Genomic DNA, 16,155 nt, shown 5'->3' on the forward strand with positions numbered 1-16,155 from the left:
AGATGTGTATAAGAGACAGATCTAATAACTTAAAACATTTTAAACTCTAATAATTAAATTGTATAAAAGTTAATGTTCATTAATGCAACTACGCACAAAAAAGCAAGTAATATACGTTTGCTCAACTGTACTTTACAGTCTATCAAACTATATTCCTTGCGTGCATCTTTTTCTTCAAGCATTTCTTAAAATGCGTTTCTATAAAGGGTTTTCCTTCAGTTCTATTTAATTACTTAAAGGGTTTTTAAATGTGATGGAGAAGATAATAATGCGGACAGAATATTTAAAATTAATAAAATAATTAGGAGGCGATTGTATGATTGGTGTAATTGCTCCATATTCACAGTTTAAAGATGAGGTAGAAAACATATCAAACGACCTTAACATTCCTGTAATCGTAGAAGTAGGAGCGCTTAGAGCGGGTTTAAGGTTAGCAAAGAAAATGATTCGTGAACAAAATGTTAAGGTAATTATTGCAAGGGGTGCTACGGCCAATTTTTTAAAGGAAAAGCTTGATATTCCCATAATAAAAATTGATGTCACGAATTTTGATATTATTAAAACATTAAGTGAAGCGAGAAAGGTCCAACGAAATATCGTCTTGATAGATCATGTCGAAAACCAGGGGAGAATTGATTTACATACAATTAAAGAAATCCTGAATGTGGAAATTGCACTCAAACAATATGAAAATGAAAGAGATATATCGAATCATATTAATGAAGTGGCTTTTATTAATGAACATCAGCCTATTGTTGGCACCGCTGAGTGTATTGCTCATACTGCTGGAATTAAAGGGGTTCAAACATTTATTGTATTTTCTCAAACTGATTCGATTTCAGAGGCTTTGTGGCGGGCTAAGGAATCGCTTGAGTATTTTGTGAGGGAGGAACTCAAGCAAAAACATTTAGAATCTATTATCTCCTATGCATTTGACGGTGTAATATCCACTGATGTTGAAGGGATAGTGACTGTTTGCAATGAAGTTGCGGCAAAGTTTTTAGATATTCGGCCTGGAGAAATAGTTGGAAGACACATTAATAATATCGGTCTTTCACTTTTTAAAAAGCTGATTGGTGACTTAAATGAAGCTTCCAAAAAGGTTATTAGTAGTGGCAATAAAAAATATGTCCTAAACCGTGTTTGTATTGGCGGGAATAGCTTAGTAGTCACTTTTCAAGATGCAGAGGCTATTTTAAAAATGGACTCGAAAGTTAGAAGCGAATTGTATCATAGAAGGTTTTATTCAAAGTACACATTTGATGATATTATTTACCAATGTCATGCTATGGAGAGGCACATTTCATTAGCGAAGGCTTATGCAAAAGCAGATAGTAATATATTAATCTATGGGGAAAGTGGGACAGGTAAGGAATTAATAGCTCAAAGTATTCATAATGAAAGTGATCGAAAGGATGGTCCTTTTATAGCAGTCAATTGCGCAGCTCTACCTGAAAATTTATTGGAAAGTGAATTGTTCGGTTATGAGGAGGGGGCTTTTACTGGCGCTAAAAAAGGTGGCAAGCCTGGTCTATTTGAAATGGCCCACGGAGGTACGATTTTCTTAGATGAAATTGGAGAGGTTGCCTTAGCTCTTCAAGCTAGACTATTACGAGTCCTGCAGGAAAAAGAAGTACGTCGAATCGGGGGAGAACGGATCATTCCTGTGAATATCCGGATAATTTCAGCTACAAATAAAAACTTGCTTCAATCCATAAAAACAAATGAATTTAGAAGTGACTTATATTATCGCTTGAATATTTTACATATCCATTTACCTCCACTTAGGGAACGTAGGGGAGATATTAATCTTTTGATTGATAAGCTACTAGTGAAGCATGATGGTGACCCTGGGCTAATTTCTACAGAAACAAGAAAGATGCTGAATAGTTATAACTGGCCAGGTAATATTCGTGAGTTAGAGAACGTTATTGAAAGAGCAGTAGCCGTTGGTTCCCATTTTGAAGGACAAATTATTGATCTTTTACAACAGCAGGAATTTACCCCATCTGATGAAATAAACCTTTCCCCAACTGAAGATTATATAAAAGTAAAAATCGGTAGTTTGGAAGAAATGGAAGGGCAAATATTTGATGAATTAACAATTAGGTACAACGGAAATCGAACAGAGATGGCTGATAAATTGGGAATTAGTCGTACAACATTATGGAAGAAAACAAAGCAAGTGAATTAGATAATTAACAATACCTGTTTAAAAAATAAACACAACCGTTCAGTTTCTAAACGTCTTTGGATAGAATCAATTTACGACCACATTCGTAATTTAGTATATGGTCAGTGTTAAAAAGATTTTTAAATTTATTTAATTTTGAAGGTGCTTTTAATACTTGTAATTTAGAATGTTATAAGACTTAAAAACTATAAAAAAATGACTATCTTTAATACTTGGCACGCATCTTGCAAGAATATATAGTGAATAATTAATTAGGAGGTATTTATTATGGATCACTTTTTAAACCCACCACAGCCAGAGGAATTAGATTTACAGAATGTCATTTATGAGAAAAAAGATGGCATTGCAACAATTACTATTAATCGTCCAGAAGTATATAACTGTTTAAACTTCCAAACGTTAAAAGAAATGACACGTGTATTTGAAATTGCTTCTTGGGATGATGAAATTGGTGTTGTTGTATTAACTGGTGCAGGAGATAAAGCATTCTGTACAGGTGCTGATATGAAGGAACAAAACAATGAAATTTTAGAAAGACCCCGTAACTATTGGAAATGGATGGGACAGTTCATTGATGCACATAAAAAACTTCTTGAAATAGGTAAACCTACAATCGCGCGTTTAAACGGTATTACGGTTGGTGGAGGAAATGAATTTAATATGAACTGTGATTTGGCAATAATGGCTGATCATGGATACATCCGCCAAGTAGGAAATTCACATGGAAGTGTTGCGGCTGGAGGAGCTACCCAATGGCTCCCGATTATGGTAGGAGATCGACGTGCACGTGAAATCTTATGGCTTAATGAAGAAATCAGTCCACAGAAAGCATTGGATTGGGGATTAGTTAATCAAGTTGTTCCATACGAACAATTAGATGAAGCCGTTAATACATTGGCGAAAAAACTTCTAAATAAATTGCCTGAGTGTATGCGTTACACGAAGGAGCAAACAAACTTCTGGAAGAAAATGCCGCTAGATCTGACTGTTGGTCATGCACGTGATTGGCTCACAGTTCATACTGCAAACTATGAAACCCATGAAGCAATGAGAGCATTTAGTCAAAAACGCATGCCAGACTACAAAATGCTCCGTGAGCGTATGAGTTCAGGCGAATCATATGAGCATTTATGGGGGGCGCCTTCACTCGATTGCCCAGAGTGTGGAGCAAAGGATATCCCTGAGTACTTCAAACATTGTGGGGTTTGCGGTTCACCGTTAGATAAATAATAAGTCAGTTGTCGCCTCCTTGAAAAGAGGAGGCGATTTAAAACATTTCCAATGTAAGCGTTTTATTTTAAATTGAAATACAATATCCAGATACTGTATCAAAGAATAAACAAGTGAAAATTAAATTTAAATATCTGAATATTCAGATAACAAAAGGGGTTAAAATATGAAGAAGTCAATGTCTGAACGCGTTGCTGACGTTTATAGCAGGTACTTTCCAGACGCTTTTATTTTTGCGATTGTCCTTTCTTTATTTGCAATTTTAGGTGCGATATTTTTTACTGACTCATCGCCAATTGCTGTACTTGGATATTGGTTCGATGGTTTTCCAATGCTCTTCACTTTCGCTTTCCAGCTAATCATCACATACGCTGCAGCACTTGTACTTGTAGATACACCAGTTGTTCAACGTTTCATTAAAAACATGGCAAGTAAGATTAAGAAGCCAACTACAGCATATGTTTCTACCAGTATTGTGGGTGCTCTTACTTCATTTTTAGGCTGGTATTTTGGACCGGTTGTTACTTCCCTTTATGCAAGAGCGTTAGGACAAAATGTAAAAGGGGTTGACTATCGATTACTCGCAGCTGTTTCATATGCCTCATTCACAATCTCGCTTACTGGTATTTCTGGAACAATTCCTTTATTTGTTGCAACAGAAGGTAGCTTTACAGAGTTATTGGGGGGCATTTATACACTTGATCAAACAACATTTTCAGTCTTGAATATGGTAACTGCATTTGCAATTGTTATAGTTTCAACAATCATCTTTTATTTTATTGGAAAAAATAAGAAGGAGATCGTTACGTTTAATGATCTTGCTATCATAAAATCAGGCGAACAGGCTGCAAGCCTTGAATTAGAGCCTAGTAAGGTTGCTTATGAGCCTAAGTCTTTTGCTGAAAAGATTAACGATTTTCGTCCAACTCTATTAATCTTTGGTTTACTTGGTCTAGTCTATCTTATTTATTTCTTTGGAACAAAAGGAATTAACGGACTAAACCTTAATTCAGTTGCCTTTATCTCCATCGTAATAGGTTTTCTTGTTCATAAGAGTCCTACAACATATCTAGAATCATTTTCCAGAAATATTCCTGCAACTAGTAGTATTGCTCTTCAATTTCCGATTTACGGTGGAATTGCGTCGATTTTGATAGCTTCAGGGTTATCTGAAAACATAACAGCATGGATGGTTAGCTATTCTACTGAAGTAACATTCCCAGTATTAACATTTTTGATTACTGGATTTATTAATTTGTTCGTACCATCGGCGGGGTCACAATTTACCGCGACAGCGCCTTTTATTATTCCAGCTGCACAAGAACTAGGTGTCGAAATCCCACGTGCTATTCTTTCAATCACGTTTGGTGACATCTGGACAAACCTAATCCAGCCATTCTGGGCGTTGTTATATTTTCCAATTTTAGCAGTCGGAACTCGCTTAACTGTACGTGACTTTATGGGATATTGTTTACCAATTCTCGTTGCTGTTGGTGCAATTTGGATATTGGGACTTTTATTTTTACCACTATAATTATATGAAGTTCCATCTTTTGTCATCTAGGAAATAGGTTAAGTTCCTGATTTTTTATAAGTAAAGGAGGAAATGAACATATGATTTCAACTAGCATTCCATATTATTATAAATCATTGGATTTCGATAAATTAGTTAAGGAATATGAGCCTCCCATTGAGTATCTGGAGGGAGGATGGAAATGGGATAGAGATCAAATTGAAAGTACCCAATTAAAAAGACTACATGAAACGTTGGCGCGAGGTGCCGAACTTCCATTTTATCAACGTCTGTGGGAAAAGCATAATTTTATACCAAGCGATGTCAAAAGTCTAGCAGATATAAGCAAAATACCAATGTACACGATTGACGATATTCGTGAGAGCATAGCAATTGATCCACCATTTGGTGATTATCAAAAATATCATTTCGAAGACGGACAGCATACTCCACTTCGTTTTTATACGAGTGGAGGGACAACTGGTGCACCACGTCCGACGATTTATTCAGCGTGGGATCGTGAGGTAGGAGCAATCCTTAGTGCTAGAACGTTTTATTTGCATGGAATTAGGCCAGGGGACGCAGTGATGAATTCATGGGCATATTCCACACATAATGCAGCCTGGATCATGGATCACGGATTGTGGCATTGGCTTGGATGTACACCAATTACAACTGGAACAGGAGTTGTAACACCGACGGAAAAACAGGTAGAGTTTATCAAAACATTTGGTATCTCTTCGATATTAGCTACAACTGATTATTTGGTTCATATTGGGAATACAGCAATGAAAATGGGGCTTGATCCGAAAACAGATTTGAAAATAAAAACACTTTCTGCTTTTGGTGGAAAAGATCCTGTCAAAAAGATTTTTGGATGCCCAGTATACGATTCGTATGCGTTTCATGAGGTTCAATATGTAGCTGCTGAGTGTGAGGCTGAACAAGGGTTACATGTTTTTGAGGATGCATTTATCGTTGAAGTCGTTGATTTTGAAACGGGTAAACCACTACCACCTGGGCACAAAGGAAATATCGTGGTAACTGCACTCTATAAAACTGGTACACAACAGATTCGGTATAACATCCAAGATATTTCCGCAAGTTATGAAATTCGGAAATGCGCATGTGGTAGTTACCATAAGAAAATTGACTATTTTCAAGGTCGAAGTGACAATATGGTCAAACTTCGTGGAATCAATGTATGGCCAGAGGCGCTTGGAGAAATCGTAAAGGAAAATCCAAAGTCTAACGGAGAATATTTTTGTTATGTTGAAAGAATTGGTGGTCGGGAAGAAATGACAATCCTTATTGAACCGAAATTTTCAAGCACGGATGCTTCTGTAATGGAACAAGAGTTTGAATCTGAATTAAAACGAAGAATTGGAGTAAAAATTAATGTGAAAATGGTTGAGGAGGATTCATTGCGTTCCTTGACAGGTCACGGTTCAAGAGCGAAATTAAAACGTTTCGAAGATCGCAGATAGGAGGCAACCAAGTGCAGTATAAAACAATGCGAGGGATAGTTGTAGAAGAACATGGTGTTCTTGACCAGCTTTTATATAGAGAGGATATCAAAATCTGTTCCCTAAGAGCGGACGAAATTAGAATAAAGGTACTTTACTGTGGCTTAAATCATTTGGACGTATGGTTACGTAAAGGTGGGACTGGAGACCGGTTGTCATTACCACGTATACCAGGAAGTGACGTCATAGGCGTTGTTTCTGAAATTGGAAATGAAGTGAATAATCTTGCAGTTGGGGACACAGTTATACTCTACCCAGGTAAAGGCTGTGGCGAGTGTGATAATTGTTCAAAAGGGAAAGAAACTTTATGCAAGCGTTTTGAAGTATTGGGCTATAACAACAATGGAGGATATTGCGAATATGTACAAATCCAGGGGAAGAGAGCAATCAAAATTACGAATGAGCGTTTGCAAGAATGGGCCGGTGTCCCTGTTGCATATGTTACAGCCTGGAATGCACTTGTTACAAAAGGAAAAATGACAGCAAAAGATACTGTTGTTATTTGGGGAGCTTCAGGGGGGCTTGGATATGCAGCACTGTCCATTGCGAAGGCGTTTGGAGCAAAAGTAATTGGAATTGTGAGTTCTGAAGAAAAAATTTCACTTCTTCGGAAATTAGGATTTGAAGAAGTAGATTTCATTATTCGCGATTTAGAGATTACGCAAAAGGTTCGTGAATTAACAAATAAAAGAGGTGCAGATTTAGTATTGGACCATGTTGGGAGAAGAACATTCAATGATAGCTTAAAGTTTCTTGCTCGTGGTGGAAGGCTTTCCTTTTGTGGGGTTACGACGGGACCAATTGCTGAGGTGGATTTACGGCTTATTTTTGGTAAGCAAATTACGATAACCGGTTCATGGATGGGGAATTTACAAGACTTCCATGAAGTTGTCCAGTTTTTACTAAGAACAAAAGCATTTCCTCATATAGATAAGGAGTTTCCATTAGAAGAAGTGAAAAAAGCCCAGGAAACTTTGGAAGAAGGGAATCATATCGGGAAAATTATTTTAAAAATAGAAAGCTAGATGTAGGAGGTCAGTCATGAATATTAATCGTATTTTAGTAGTTGGTTCAGGAATTATGGGTAGTGGAATTGCGTATGCAAGTGCAGTTGGAGGCTATATAACGATCGTTACTGACGTACAAGAAGCCAGTCTTGCGAAAGCAAAATCATATATTGAGAGTATGCTAGAAAAGGGTGTGCAGCGAAATAAAATAACCACTGAGCAAAAAAATAAGGCACTTGAAAAACTTTCCTATACGACTGATTTAGAAACAGCAGCTGGAAAGGCTGATTTTGTAATAGAGGCAGTGCCAGAGGTGAAAACAATCAAGAAACAAGTATTTGAAAAACTGGATCAATATACAAAAAAGGACGTTATTCTCGCTACAAATACATCAACAATGAGTCCCACAGAAATCGGTTCGTATACAAATCGTCCAGAGAGAGTAATTGCGATGCATTTTTTTAATCCTGTTCCTAAAATGAAGCTTGTGGAAATTGCACGCGGTCTTGAAACAAGTGATAAAACTGCAGAAATAGTTAAATTTGTGGCAGGAAAGATGGGAAAAGAAACAGTACTTATTAATGAGTTTCCGGGTTTTGTGACAAGTAGAATTAGCAGTATGGTTGGAAACGAAGCTTTCAATATGTTAATGGAAGGGGTAGGAACTCCTGAAGATATCGATCGTGCGATTGAGCTTGGTTTAAATTATCCAATGGGACCATTTAAATTGGGTGATATGGTGGGCCTTGATACAAGGTTAAGTAATCTTCAATATTTACACAGTACTCTAGGTGAACGTTTCCGGCCGAGCCCGCTGCTTGTGAAATATGTGAAGGCAGGTAGGTTAGGACGAAAAACAGGAAAAGGTGTATATGATTATACTGAAGATAACTAGGGGGTATGATAATCTTGGATTTTCAAAACTTGCGGATAACAATAGAAGGCTATATCGCTACAATTAAAATTTATCGACCTGAGAAACGAAATGCAATGGACCCGAACAGTTGGGCAGAGCTTGATCAGGCTGTAAGACAATTGAATCTTGATGATGATGTTCGTGTAATTGTCATTACAGGCTATGAAAAAACATTTGTAGCAGGCGCCGACATTCAGTGGATCCATGAAAGAAAACCTTTAGATATATATGGCTTGGCAGTTCAGGATGTTCTACTCAATATATATAAATCATATAAACCAGTAATAGCAGCAATTAATGGATATGCACTTGGTGGTGGTTGCGAGCTTGCATTGGCATGTGATATCCGGATTGGAAGTGACACTGCAAAGTTGGGGCAACCTGAAATTAACCTAGGAATATTACCAGCTGGTGGCGGGACCCAACAGTTGACAAAAATTATTGGCTTAGCGAAAGCGAAGGAGCTGATATTAACAGGTGACATCATTGATGCTCATGAAGCAAAGCATCTCGGCTTGCTGAATCATGTCGTACCAGCAGAGTTTTTAATGGAAAAGGTTTTTGAAATAGCGAAAAAAATAGCAACAAAATCCCCAATAGCGATTAAAATGGCTAAAATCGCTTTAAATGAGAGTTCCACAGCAGATCTTTCTGCAGGTCTAGCGCTTGAAAAATCACTACAGGCCGTCTTATTCGGGACGGAGGATAAAAGAGAGGGTACAAAAGCATTTTTAGAAAAAAGAAAACCAGTTTTTAAAGGGGAATAACATGACACAAAAAGAAGTCTATATTGTTGATGCGGTTCGAACGCCAATTGGACGGTATAAGGGTGCATTAAAATCAGTTCGCCCAGATGATTTAGCTGCGACTGTGATCAAAGGATTATTGAAAAGGAATCAGGCCGTTCCATTACACGAAATAGAAGAAGTAGTATTAGGTAACGCCAATGGAGCAGGTGAGGAAAACCGTAATGTGGCACGTATGGCTTCTCTACTTGCCGAGCTTCCGATTGAGGTTGGTGGAACAACAATAAACCGTTTGTGTGGTTCAGGGTTAGATGCAATCAACTATGCGGCGAGAGCAATCATGGCTAATGAAGGAGATATTTTTATAGCAGGTGGAACAGAAAGTATGACAAGGGCTCCATTTGTCATGGGGAAAGCAGAAACAGATTTTCCACGAGGCAATATAGAAATTTATGATACTACCATAGGTTGGAGATTCACGAATCCGAATATTAAGGAAAAATATGGTGCTGATAGCATGCCACAAACAGCTGAGAACGTTGCCCAAAAATATGGTATCTCTCGTGAGTCCCAGGATGCATTTGCTCTTAAAAGCCAAATGAGAGCCAAAAAGGCAATGGATGAAAATAGATTAGCAAATGAGATCATCCCAGTGGAAATTAAAGATCGAAAAGGTAATATCACCTATGTCGATACGGATGAGCACCCAAGACCGAATTCAACTATTGAAGCTTTACAGAAGTTAAGTCCGATATTTGAAAATGGTACAGTTACGGCAGGAAATGCATCGGGTGTGAATGATGGTGCATCAGTGCTTCTTTTAATGAGTGGAGAGAAGGTAAATGAGCTTGGATTGAAGCCATTAGCTAAATATGTGGTGTCTGCTGTTTCTGGGCTTGAACCCAATGTAATGGGGCTAGGTCCGATTTATGCTACAAGAAAGGCACTAAGCAGGGCAAAGCTAACAGTTAAAGACTTGGGTCTTATCGAACTAAATGAGGCATTCGCCTCACAATCATTAGAATGTATTAAACAACTTGAATTGAATACAGACATTGTTAATGTGAACGGTGGCTCAATTGCATTTGGCCATCCTCTAGGTGCAAGTGGGGCTAGAATATTAACTACCTTGTTACATGAAATGAAAAGACGTGATGATGTCAAATTTGGATTAGCAACAATGTGTATTGGTGTTGGTCAAGGAATTGCAACAATTGTTGAAAAAGTAGATATATAGGGGATATGTAATAGATAATTTTCCAAAATAAATTAAAGGTGGAAATTTCCTGTCATTTAAGGCAAAACTCAGTTGTTAGAAAGCTTTTTCTAGAAATCTGGAATTCCATAAAAAAAGGGAGAATTTAAATCAAGTCCTCATTAGGGAATAAATTCAGTCTAGTTCATTTGTTGCATCAGGTGCATATAATTAATGGGGATTTTAAGGCTAGAGAACACTCCTCGGCATTGCTAAATGGGGTGTTTAGGGGAGATAACAAAAAAATACAATTGAGATAGGTTCAAATTCTCAAATGAGACAGTTAGTTGTACCTTTATCAAAATAATATAAAAGAAACAGTAATTTAAGCGGGATCCCCAGTGTATATTGTGTTATTAAACTGGGGGTCTGGTCAAATGTAATCAAAGTAAGTTAACCAGTATGGAGGAGGATTATTCCATGAATCATCTTATTGTTTTTACCCATCCGGATAAGAATAGTTTTAATGGAGCACTTTTAGAACGATATGGATCAGAATTGCAAAAAAAGGGGCACAATGTCAAAATTCGTGATTTATATCGACTTAATTTTTATCCTGCATTGTCTCGTGAAGAGTACTTGGAATCATTTAATGGAAAATACAAGGAAGACGTGAAAATCGAACACAGTTTCATTGACTGGTCAGATATTATAACTTTTATCAACCCTATTTGGTGGGCTGGAATTCCAGCATTGACAAAAGGTTACATGGATCGCATATTTTCATATGGATTTGCTTATACGTTGGATAAAGGAACACCTGTACCACTATTAGGAGAAAAAAAGGCAATTACAATTTTCACGGGTGGACAGCCTGAAAATCTTTACCGAGAAAATGGGATGTTGAAAAGTATGAGACAAATTATTGAAGAGGGATTGTTCGAATTTTGTGGTTTGCAAAACGCAGGGTCATTATATTTTGGGAATATTATCATGGCAAGCAATGAAGAACGTAAGGAAATGTTAGATGGGTTAGGAGTATTTGCCAATCAATTCTAGTAACAGTTTTTTTATCAAAGTTGGTTCAGTGACGGTAAAATATATTGATTAGTTCAATGAAAAAGAACAACATAATCAGGAATAAGTTTAGTCTCATTTTATCTAAATATAGTGGAGGTTATACCGGGGTTTATATACGTATTATTGTTTTAGCAAGAGGTAGTGTCTGACGACACAAATATACCTATTTAAAATACGTCCTAAAGGCTTGATATAACAAGATTCATTAAAAAAAGCAGGGTGATTTCGTGTCCTTAATTCTAGACACAAACTTACCCTGTTAACCTATATCAGACACAAAAATACCCTAAAAAAGAATGGATCGTAGATATCACAATGTTTAACTCATCTTTGTTAAAGTTTGCAAAATCAAATCCTAAGATTAAACAGGCAAAAATAAGAAAAGAGCCAGTGCCTGAACCTAAAATCCGTCATAGCACCCTAGGATTAATGTCGTAATAATAGAACAAGAGGCTGATATGAAGGCAAATTTTATTACAGATATTGATAATGTTCGGTACATACTTAAAGAAGATGAATATGAAATCTATATAGTAGATATATACATGGAAAGATAAATGTTCAAACATGTTCCGTCAATCATACTAAAAGGGAAGCCTGTAAGTTGATACTGGGTTTCCCTTTTGTTGTTGTAATAGGTAGTTTAATCGACATCTATTACTGTAATAATTACTATGATGAAGCATGACATCTGAAAGCAGCCCGAAGTATTCTATAAATGGATAAATATTTACTAGGCTCTTATTTATAGCTAAACTTAATAATAATAGTTTAAAAGGAGTAGGAGAAATGTACCTTTCAGAAATTTTGATAACAAATTTTCGTAAGTTTGGGAAATCAGGTCTTCATTTAAAATTAAATAAGGGATTTAATTTATTTGTTGGGGAAAATGATTCTGGGAAAACAACGGTAATAGACGCTATTAAACTAGTGCTTGGCACTCAAAGTAACGATTTCAATAAAATAGAAATCGATGATTTCCATATCCCTAATGGATCCACCTCCGAAAGTGATAGGGCATCTACTATAGAGATTTCTTGTATTATAAGAGATTTATCATTGGATGAAGCCAAACATCTCTTAGAATGGTTGTCATTCGAAAAGAATAATGGAAAAACGGAATATGTACTTCATCTTACATATAACGCAAAAAGACAGGGTAAGAAAATTTTTTATGATGTTAAAGCAGGAAAGGGCGAGGGTGCAAAGTTATTAAACAGCGAGGCTAGAAATCGAATAAAGGCTACATATTTAAAACCCTTAAGAGATGCAAATACCGAACTTGCACCAAGAAAAAACTCAAGATTATCTCAAATACTGAGTAGCCACTCTGCTTTCGAAGATGAAGATAGTCACTTTTTAGTCGAGACTTTTAAGGAAGCTAACAATAAAATAGATTTATATTTCAAAGGAAAAAATATGGACCAAAGTGAGCTGCCAGATCAAGAAGGCAAAAATCTTTTAAAGGAAATTAACAGTTACCTTGAAAAGTTCTCTAATAAAAATAATGTTCTTGAATCAGGTTTTAAAGTTTCGGACCTAAAACTAAGATATATACTTGAACGTTTAAGTTTACAGTTTTCTAGCGAAAAACCTGGATTAGGCTCTAACAACATTTTGTTTATCGCTACAGAACTTTTATTGTTAAAAAGAGAAGAGTTCGATGGATTGAAGATAGCTTTAATTGAGGAAATAGAAGCGCATTTACATACCCAAGCTCAAATAAGACTTATTGAATATTTACAGGAAGAAGCAGAAAGCTCGAACATTCAACTTTTACTAACCACACACAGCACAGTATTGTCGTCTAAAATCAAATTAGAGAATCTCTTTATTTGTAACAATGACAATATTTTTTCAATGCGACCAGATGAAACTGAATTGTTAAAAGGAGATTATTTATTTCTAGAAAGATTTTTGGATGCAACAAAGGCCGATATGTTTTTTGCTCAAGGGGTGATTATGGTTGAGGGAGATGCAGAAAACCTGATCATTCCAGCATTAAGCAGGGTAATAGACAAACCTCTTTCACAGTATGGCGTAACCGTATTAAATGTAGGTAGCACGGCATTTTTAAGGTACTCAAGGATTTTCAGACGTAAGAATATTAAAGAAGGGCAATTTACGATCCCTGTAGCATGTATAACAGATTTGGATATTGATACTGAAGCGTACATAGGCGATGAAGGACTAGGTGAAGCCTATTATGAGAAACGGACAGAAAAAGTAAGTAGTATTAAGCAACGGATAGATGGTCAAATGGTTAAAACATTCATTTCACCATTTTGGACATTAGAACATGATATAGCACTAAGTGGACTCCGGCCGTTGCTGGTTAAGGCAGTTTTACAAGCAAAAAAGATTCAAAATAGTGACGAGTATGGTTTAACAGATAAGAAAGGCGAAACAGTAGAAGAGGAGATAATAAACCTTGAAGCCACCTGGAATGAAAATGGATATAATGATTTTCAAGTTGCCTATGATATTTATAAAAACATCATAACCAAAAAGAACAATAAAGTCTCTAAAGCAATCATAGGACAATGTTTTGCTAGTTTACTTGAACAATATAAAGATAAAAAATGGTTAAAAAAGCTTATATTGGAAGATAAATATATTGAATACTTGGTTAATGCAATCAACTATGCGACTTCCCAAGGAGGTGGCAAAATTGGTTGAGATTACGAATGAGGATATAGATTGTATTGAAACAATTCTTTTTCCTAACGGAAGTACGTTTAATGAAAGCCACAGGACTGTGATAAAAAATCTCGAAACGGTGGATATAAAAGCCTGTCCTGGAAGTGGGAAAACGACTTCTTTAATTGCCAAACTTTTAATTCTTGAAAAGAAACTTCCCCTAGAAAACAATAGGGGCATTTGTGTATTAACTCATACAAATGTTGGAGTAAATGAAATTAAAAATAGAAGTTCACAACAAGAGGGAAGCAAGTTGTTTCAATATCCAAATCATATTTCAACTATACAGGTGTTTGTTAACAAGTATTTGGCGATTCCTTCGTACAAACATTTTTTTCTAGGTAATGTTTATAGTATTGATGTGGATACATATCTTGAAAATTTCAAAAAATTGTTTTATAAAATTCCACGGGGATACAGACAAAATATTGAACGTAAATTTCCACTTGAAGACCTATTGCAAAAGCTCGTTTTTGAATATGAAGAAGACGGAATTATATATTTGGGAGCGAAAAAACTAGAAGATGTCTATAGTGAGACAACACCCACTTTTCAATATTTAAAAGATTTAAAGAAAGGTCTTTTAGAGAAAGGGATCCTTTCCTATCGAGATGCATATGTTATGGCATTTAAATTTATAAAAGAATTCCCAGAAATTCGTGATGTGATTTCAGCAAGATTTAAATTTTTATTTATGGATGAAATGCAAGATACTTCACCGATTCAAATGAAATTGTTAAACCAAGTCTTTGATATTAATAAAGTAATAATTCAACGGATTGGTGATACAAATCAAGCGATATTTGAAAGTCCAAACGAAGAATCAAGTTGGAAGCCAGATAAGAGGTCCCTTTCCCTAACTGAGAGTAAGCGATTATCATCAGCAATTGCAAAATGTATTGACAATGTAAGCGTTGACCCACAAAGAATCACAGGTAATGAGGCCATCCAAAATATTGAACCTACCATCATAGTGCTTAACGATAATAACATTGAAAAAGTATTGCCAACTTTCGCTGAACTGATTATTGAGAACAACCTTCTTCAAAAAGACAGGAAGGTCTTTAAAGCTATAGGTCGAGTTGGTAAAATTCATAAAGAAGGGCAAATAACACTTCCTAGCTATTATCCATCATTTAATAAAGGAAATAGTAAAAACATAAGAGTTAGTTATAGTTCGCTGCAGGAGTACATAGATGCTATTAATCGGATTGAAAACCCCGATGTCAATGAATATCGTAGACTCATAATCAATTGCCTGTTGCATGCACTCAGAATTGAAGATATAAAGAAGGACAATAAATGGTTTTCTGAAAAAGCACTTTTACAGACCTTAGCGGAGAAAAACGAGCAAATTGTTATTAATTTAAACAGATTAATTGCAAAATGGGTAGTAAACGCAAAAAACGGCCAACAAATTCATGATGAAATAGCTGGATTCATCACCAGTAAATTTGTTCCTTACATAAAAGGTAGTAAACAGGTGACTAAAGATCTTAGAGATTTTTGTGCAATTTCCAAAAAAAGTGTGGATAATGAGAATGAAATTGAAGAAATAGAACAAATTAACACCTTCATTCATGTTGCTAGCAATGGCAAGGATGAGGTCAAAATTAACCTGGATACAGTTTATAACGTAAAAGGTGAAACTCATACTGCAACTCTTTATTTAGAGACGTTTTATAAAAAATATGACCTATTTTACTTAATGGATTACTTAAAGCAAAACCATACAGCTCCTAAAGGAAAAGAGAAGATAAATGCCCTTTGCGTTACTTATGTAGGGTTGACTAGGCCTACTCATTTACTTTGTTTAGCGATGAGACAAGAAACACTCGATGGTAATGAGGAAGATTTAAAAAAAGCAGGATGGAATATAGTTAATATAAAGGATAAAAAAGGCTGAATTACAGCGTTTTTTAAAAGATAAGAAAGTATAAAAATTTGGGTCTACCACAGTCATTTAAGCTGTGGTATTTTCATTTTATGGAGACCAATATATTGAGAAGAATATTTTTTGATAAACACCAACATTGGGAAGCTTTCAA

Annotated in this window: 11 protein-coding genes; all 11 read left to right on the forward strand. The window is 35.9% G+C overall.

Annotated features, from left to right (window positions below):
- The first annotated feature begins 316 nt into the window (after positions 1-316).
- Positions 317-2,194 (forward strand): sigma 54-interacting transcriptional regulator, encoded by a 1,878-nt coding sequence (locus tag E1I69_RS22015; protein WP_136381682.1) that lies wholly within the window; start codon positions 317-319, stop codon positions 2,192-2,194.
- Between the two features lie 267 nt (positions 2,195-2,461).
- On the forward strand, positions 2,462-3,424 hold the full coding sequence (locus tag E1I69_RS22020; RefSeq protein WP_136381683.1) for an enoyl-CoA hydratase/isomerase family protein: 963 nt from the start codon (positions 2,462-2,464) through the stop codon (positions 3,422-3,424).
- Positions 3,425-3,590: 166 nt separating this feature from the next.
- A complete protein-coding gene (locus E1I69_RS22025) occupies positions 3,591-4,958 on the forward strand; it encodes a TIGR00366 family protein (protein ID WP_136381684.1) in 1,368 nt (455 codons plus the stop codon).
- An 80-nt stretch (positions 4,959-5,038) separates the two neighbouring features.
- A complete protein-coding gene (locus E1I69_RS22030) occupies positions 5,039-6,424 on the forward strand; it encodes a phenylacetate--CoA ligase family protein (RefSeq protein WP_136381685.1) in 1,386 nt (461 codons plus the stop codon).
- An 11-nt stretch (positions 6,425-6,435) separates the two neighbouring features.
- Complete coding sequence (locus E1I69_RS22035) at positions 6,436-7,488, forward strand: zinc-binding dehydrogenase (RefSeq protein WP_136381686.1); 1,053 nt, start codon at positions 6,436-6,438, stop codon at positions 7,486-7,488.
- A 16-nt stretch (positions 7,489-7,504) separates the two neighbouring features.
- Positions 7,505-8,365 (forward strand): 3-hydroxyacyl-CoA dehydrogenase, encoded by an 861-nt coding sequence (locus E1I69_RS22040; RefSeq protein ID WP_136381687.1) that lies wholly within the window; start codon positions 7,505-7,507, stop codon positions 8,363-8,365.
- A 5-nt stretch (positions 8,366-8,370) separates the two neighbouring features.
- The gene (locus E1I69_RS22045; RefSeq protein ID WP_242634674.1) at positions 8,371-9,153 is read left to right on the forward strand and encodes an enoyl-CoA hydratase/isomerase family protein; all 783 of its coding nucleotides are present in this window, start codon (positions 8,371-8,373) and stop codon (positions 9,151-9,153) included.
- A gap of 1 nt (position 9,154) precedes the next feature.
- Positions 9,155-10,369 (forward strand): thiolase family protein, encoded by a 1,215-nt coding sequence (locus tag E1I69_RS22050; RefSeq protein WP_136381689.1) that lies wholly within the window; start codon positions 9,155-9,157, stop codon positions 10,367-10,369.
- Positions 10,370-10,807: 438 nt separating this feature from the next.
- Positions 10,808-11,386, forward strand: coding sequence for an NAD(P)H-dependent oxidoreductase (locus E1I69_RS22055; protein WP_161974962.1), 579 nt, complete (start codon positions 10,808-10,810; stop codon positions 11,384-11,386).
- A gap of 810 nt (positions 11,387-12,196) precedes the next feature.
- Positions 12,197-14,086 (forward strand): ATP-dependent nuclease, encoded by a 1,890-nt coding sequence (locus E1I69_RS22060; protein ID WP_121449335.1) that lies wholly within the window; start codon positions 12,197-12,199, stop codon positions 14,084-14,086.
- On the forward strand, positions 14,079-16,013 hold the full coding sequence (locus E1I69_RS22065; RefSeq protein WP_161974963.1) for a UvrD-helicase domain-containing protein: 1,935 nt from the start codon (positions 14,079-14,081) through the stop codon (positions 16,011-16,013). Before E1I69_RS22060 ends, E1I69_RS22065 begins: the two co-directional genes overlap by 8 nt.
- Positions 16,014-16,155: the final 142 nt, after the last annotated feature.

Source organism: Bacillus timonensis (genome assembly GCF_004799755.1).
GTDB lineage: Bacteria > Bacillota > Bacilli > Bacillales > Bacillaceae_L > Ferdinandcohnia > Ferdinandcohnia timonensis_A.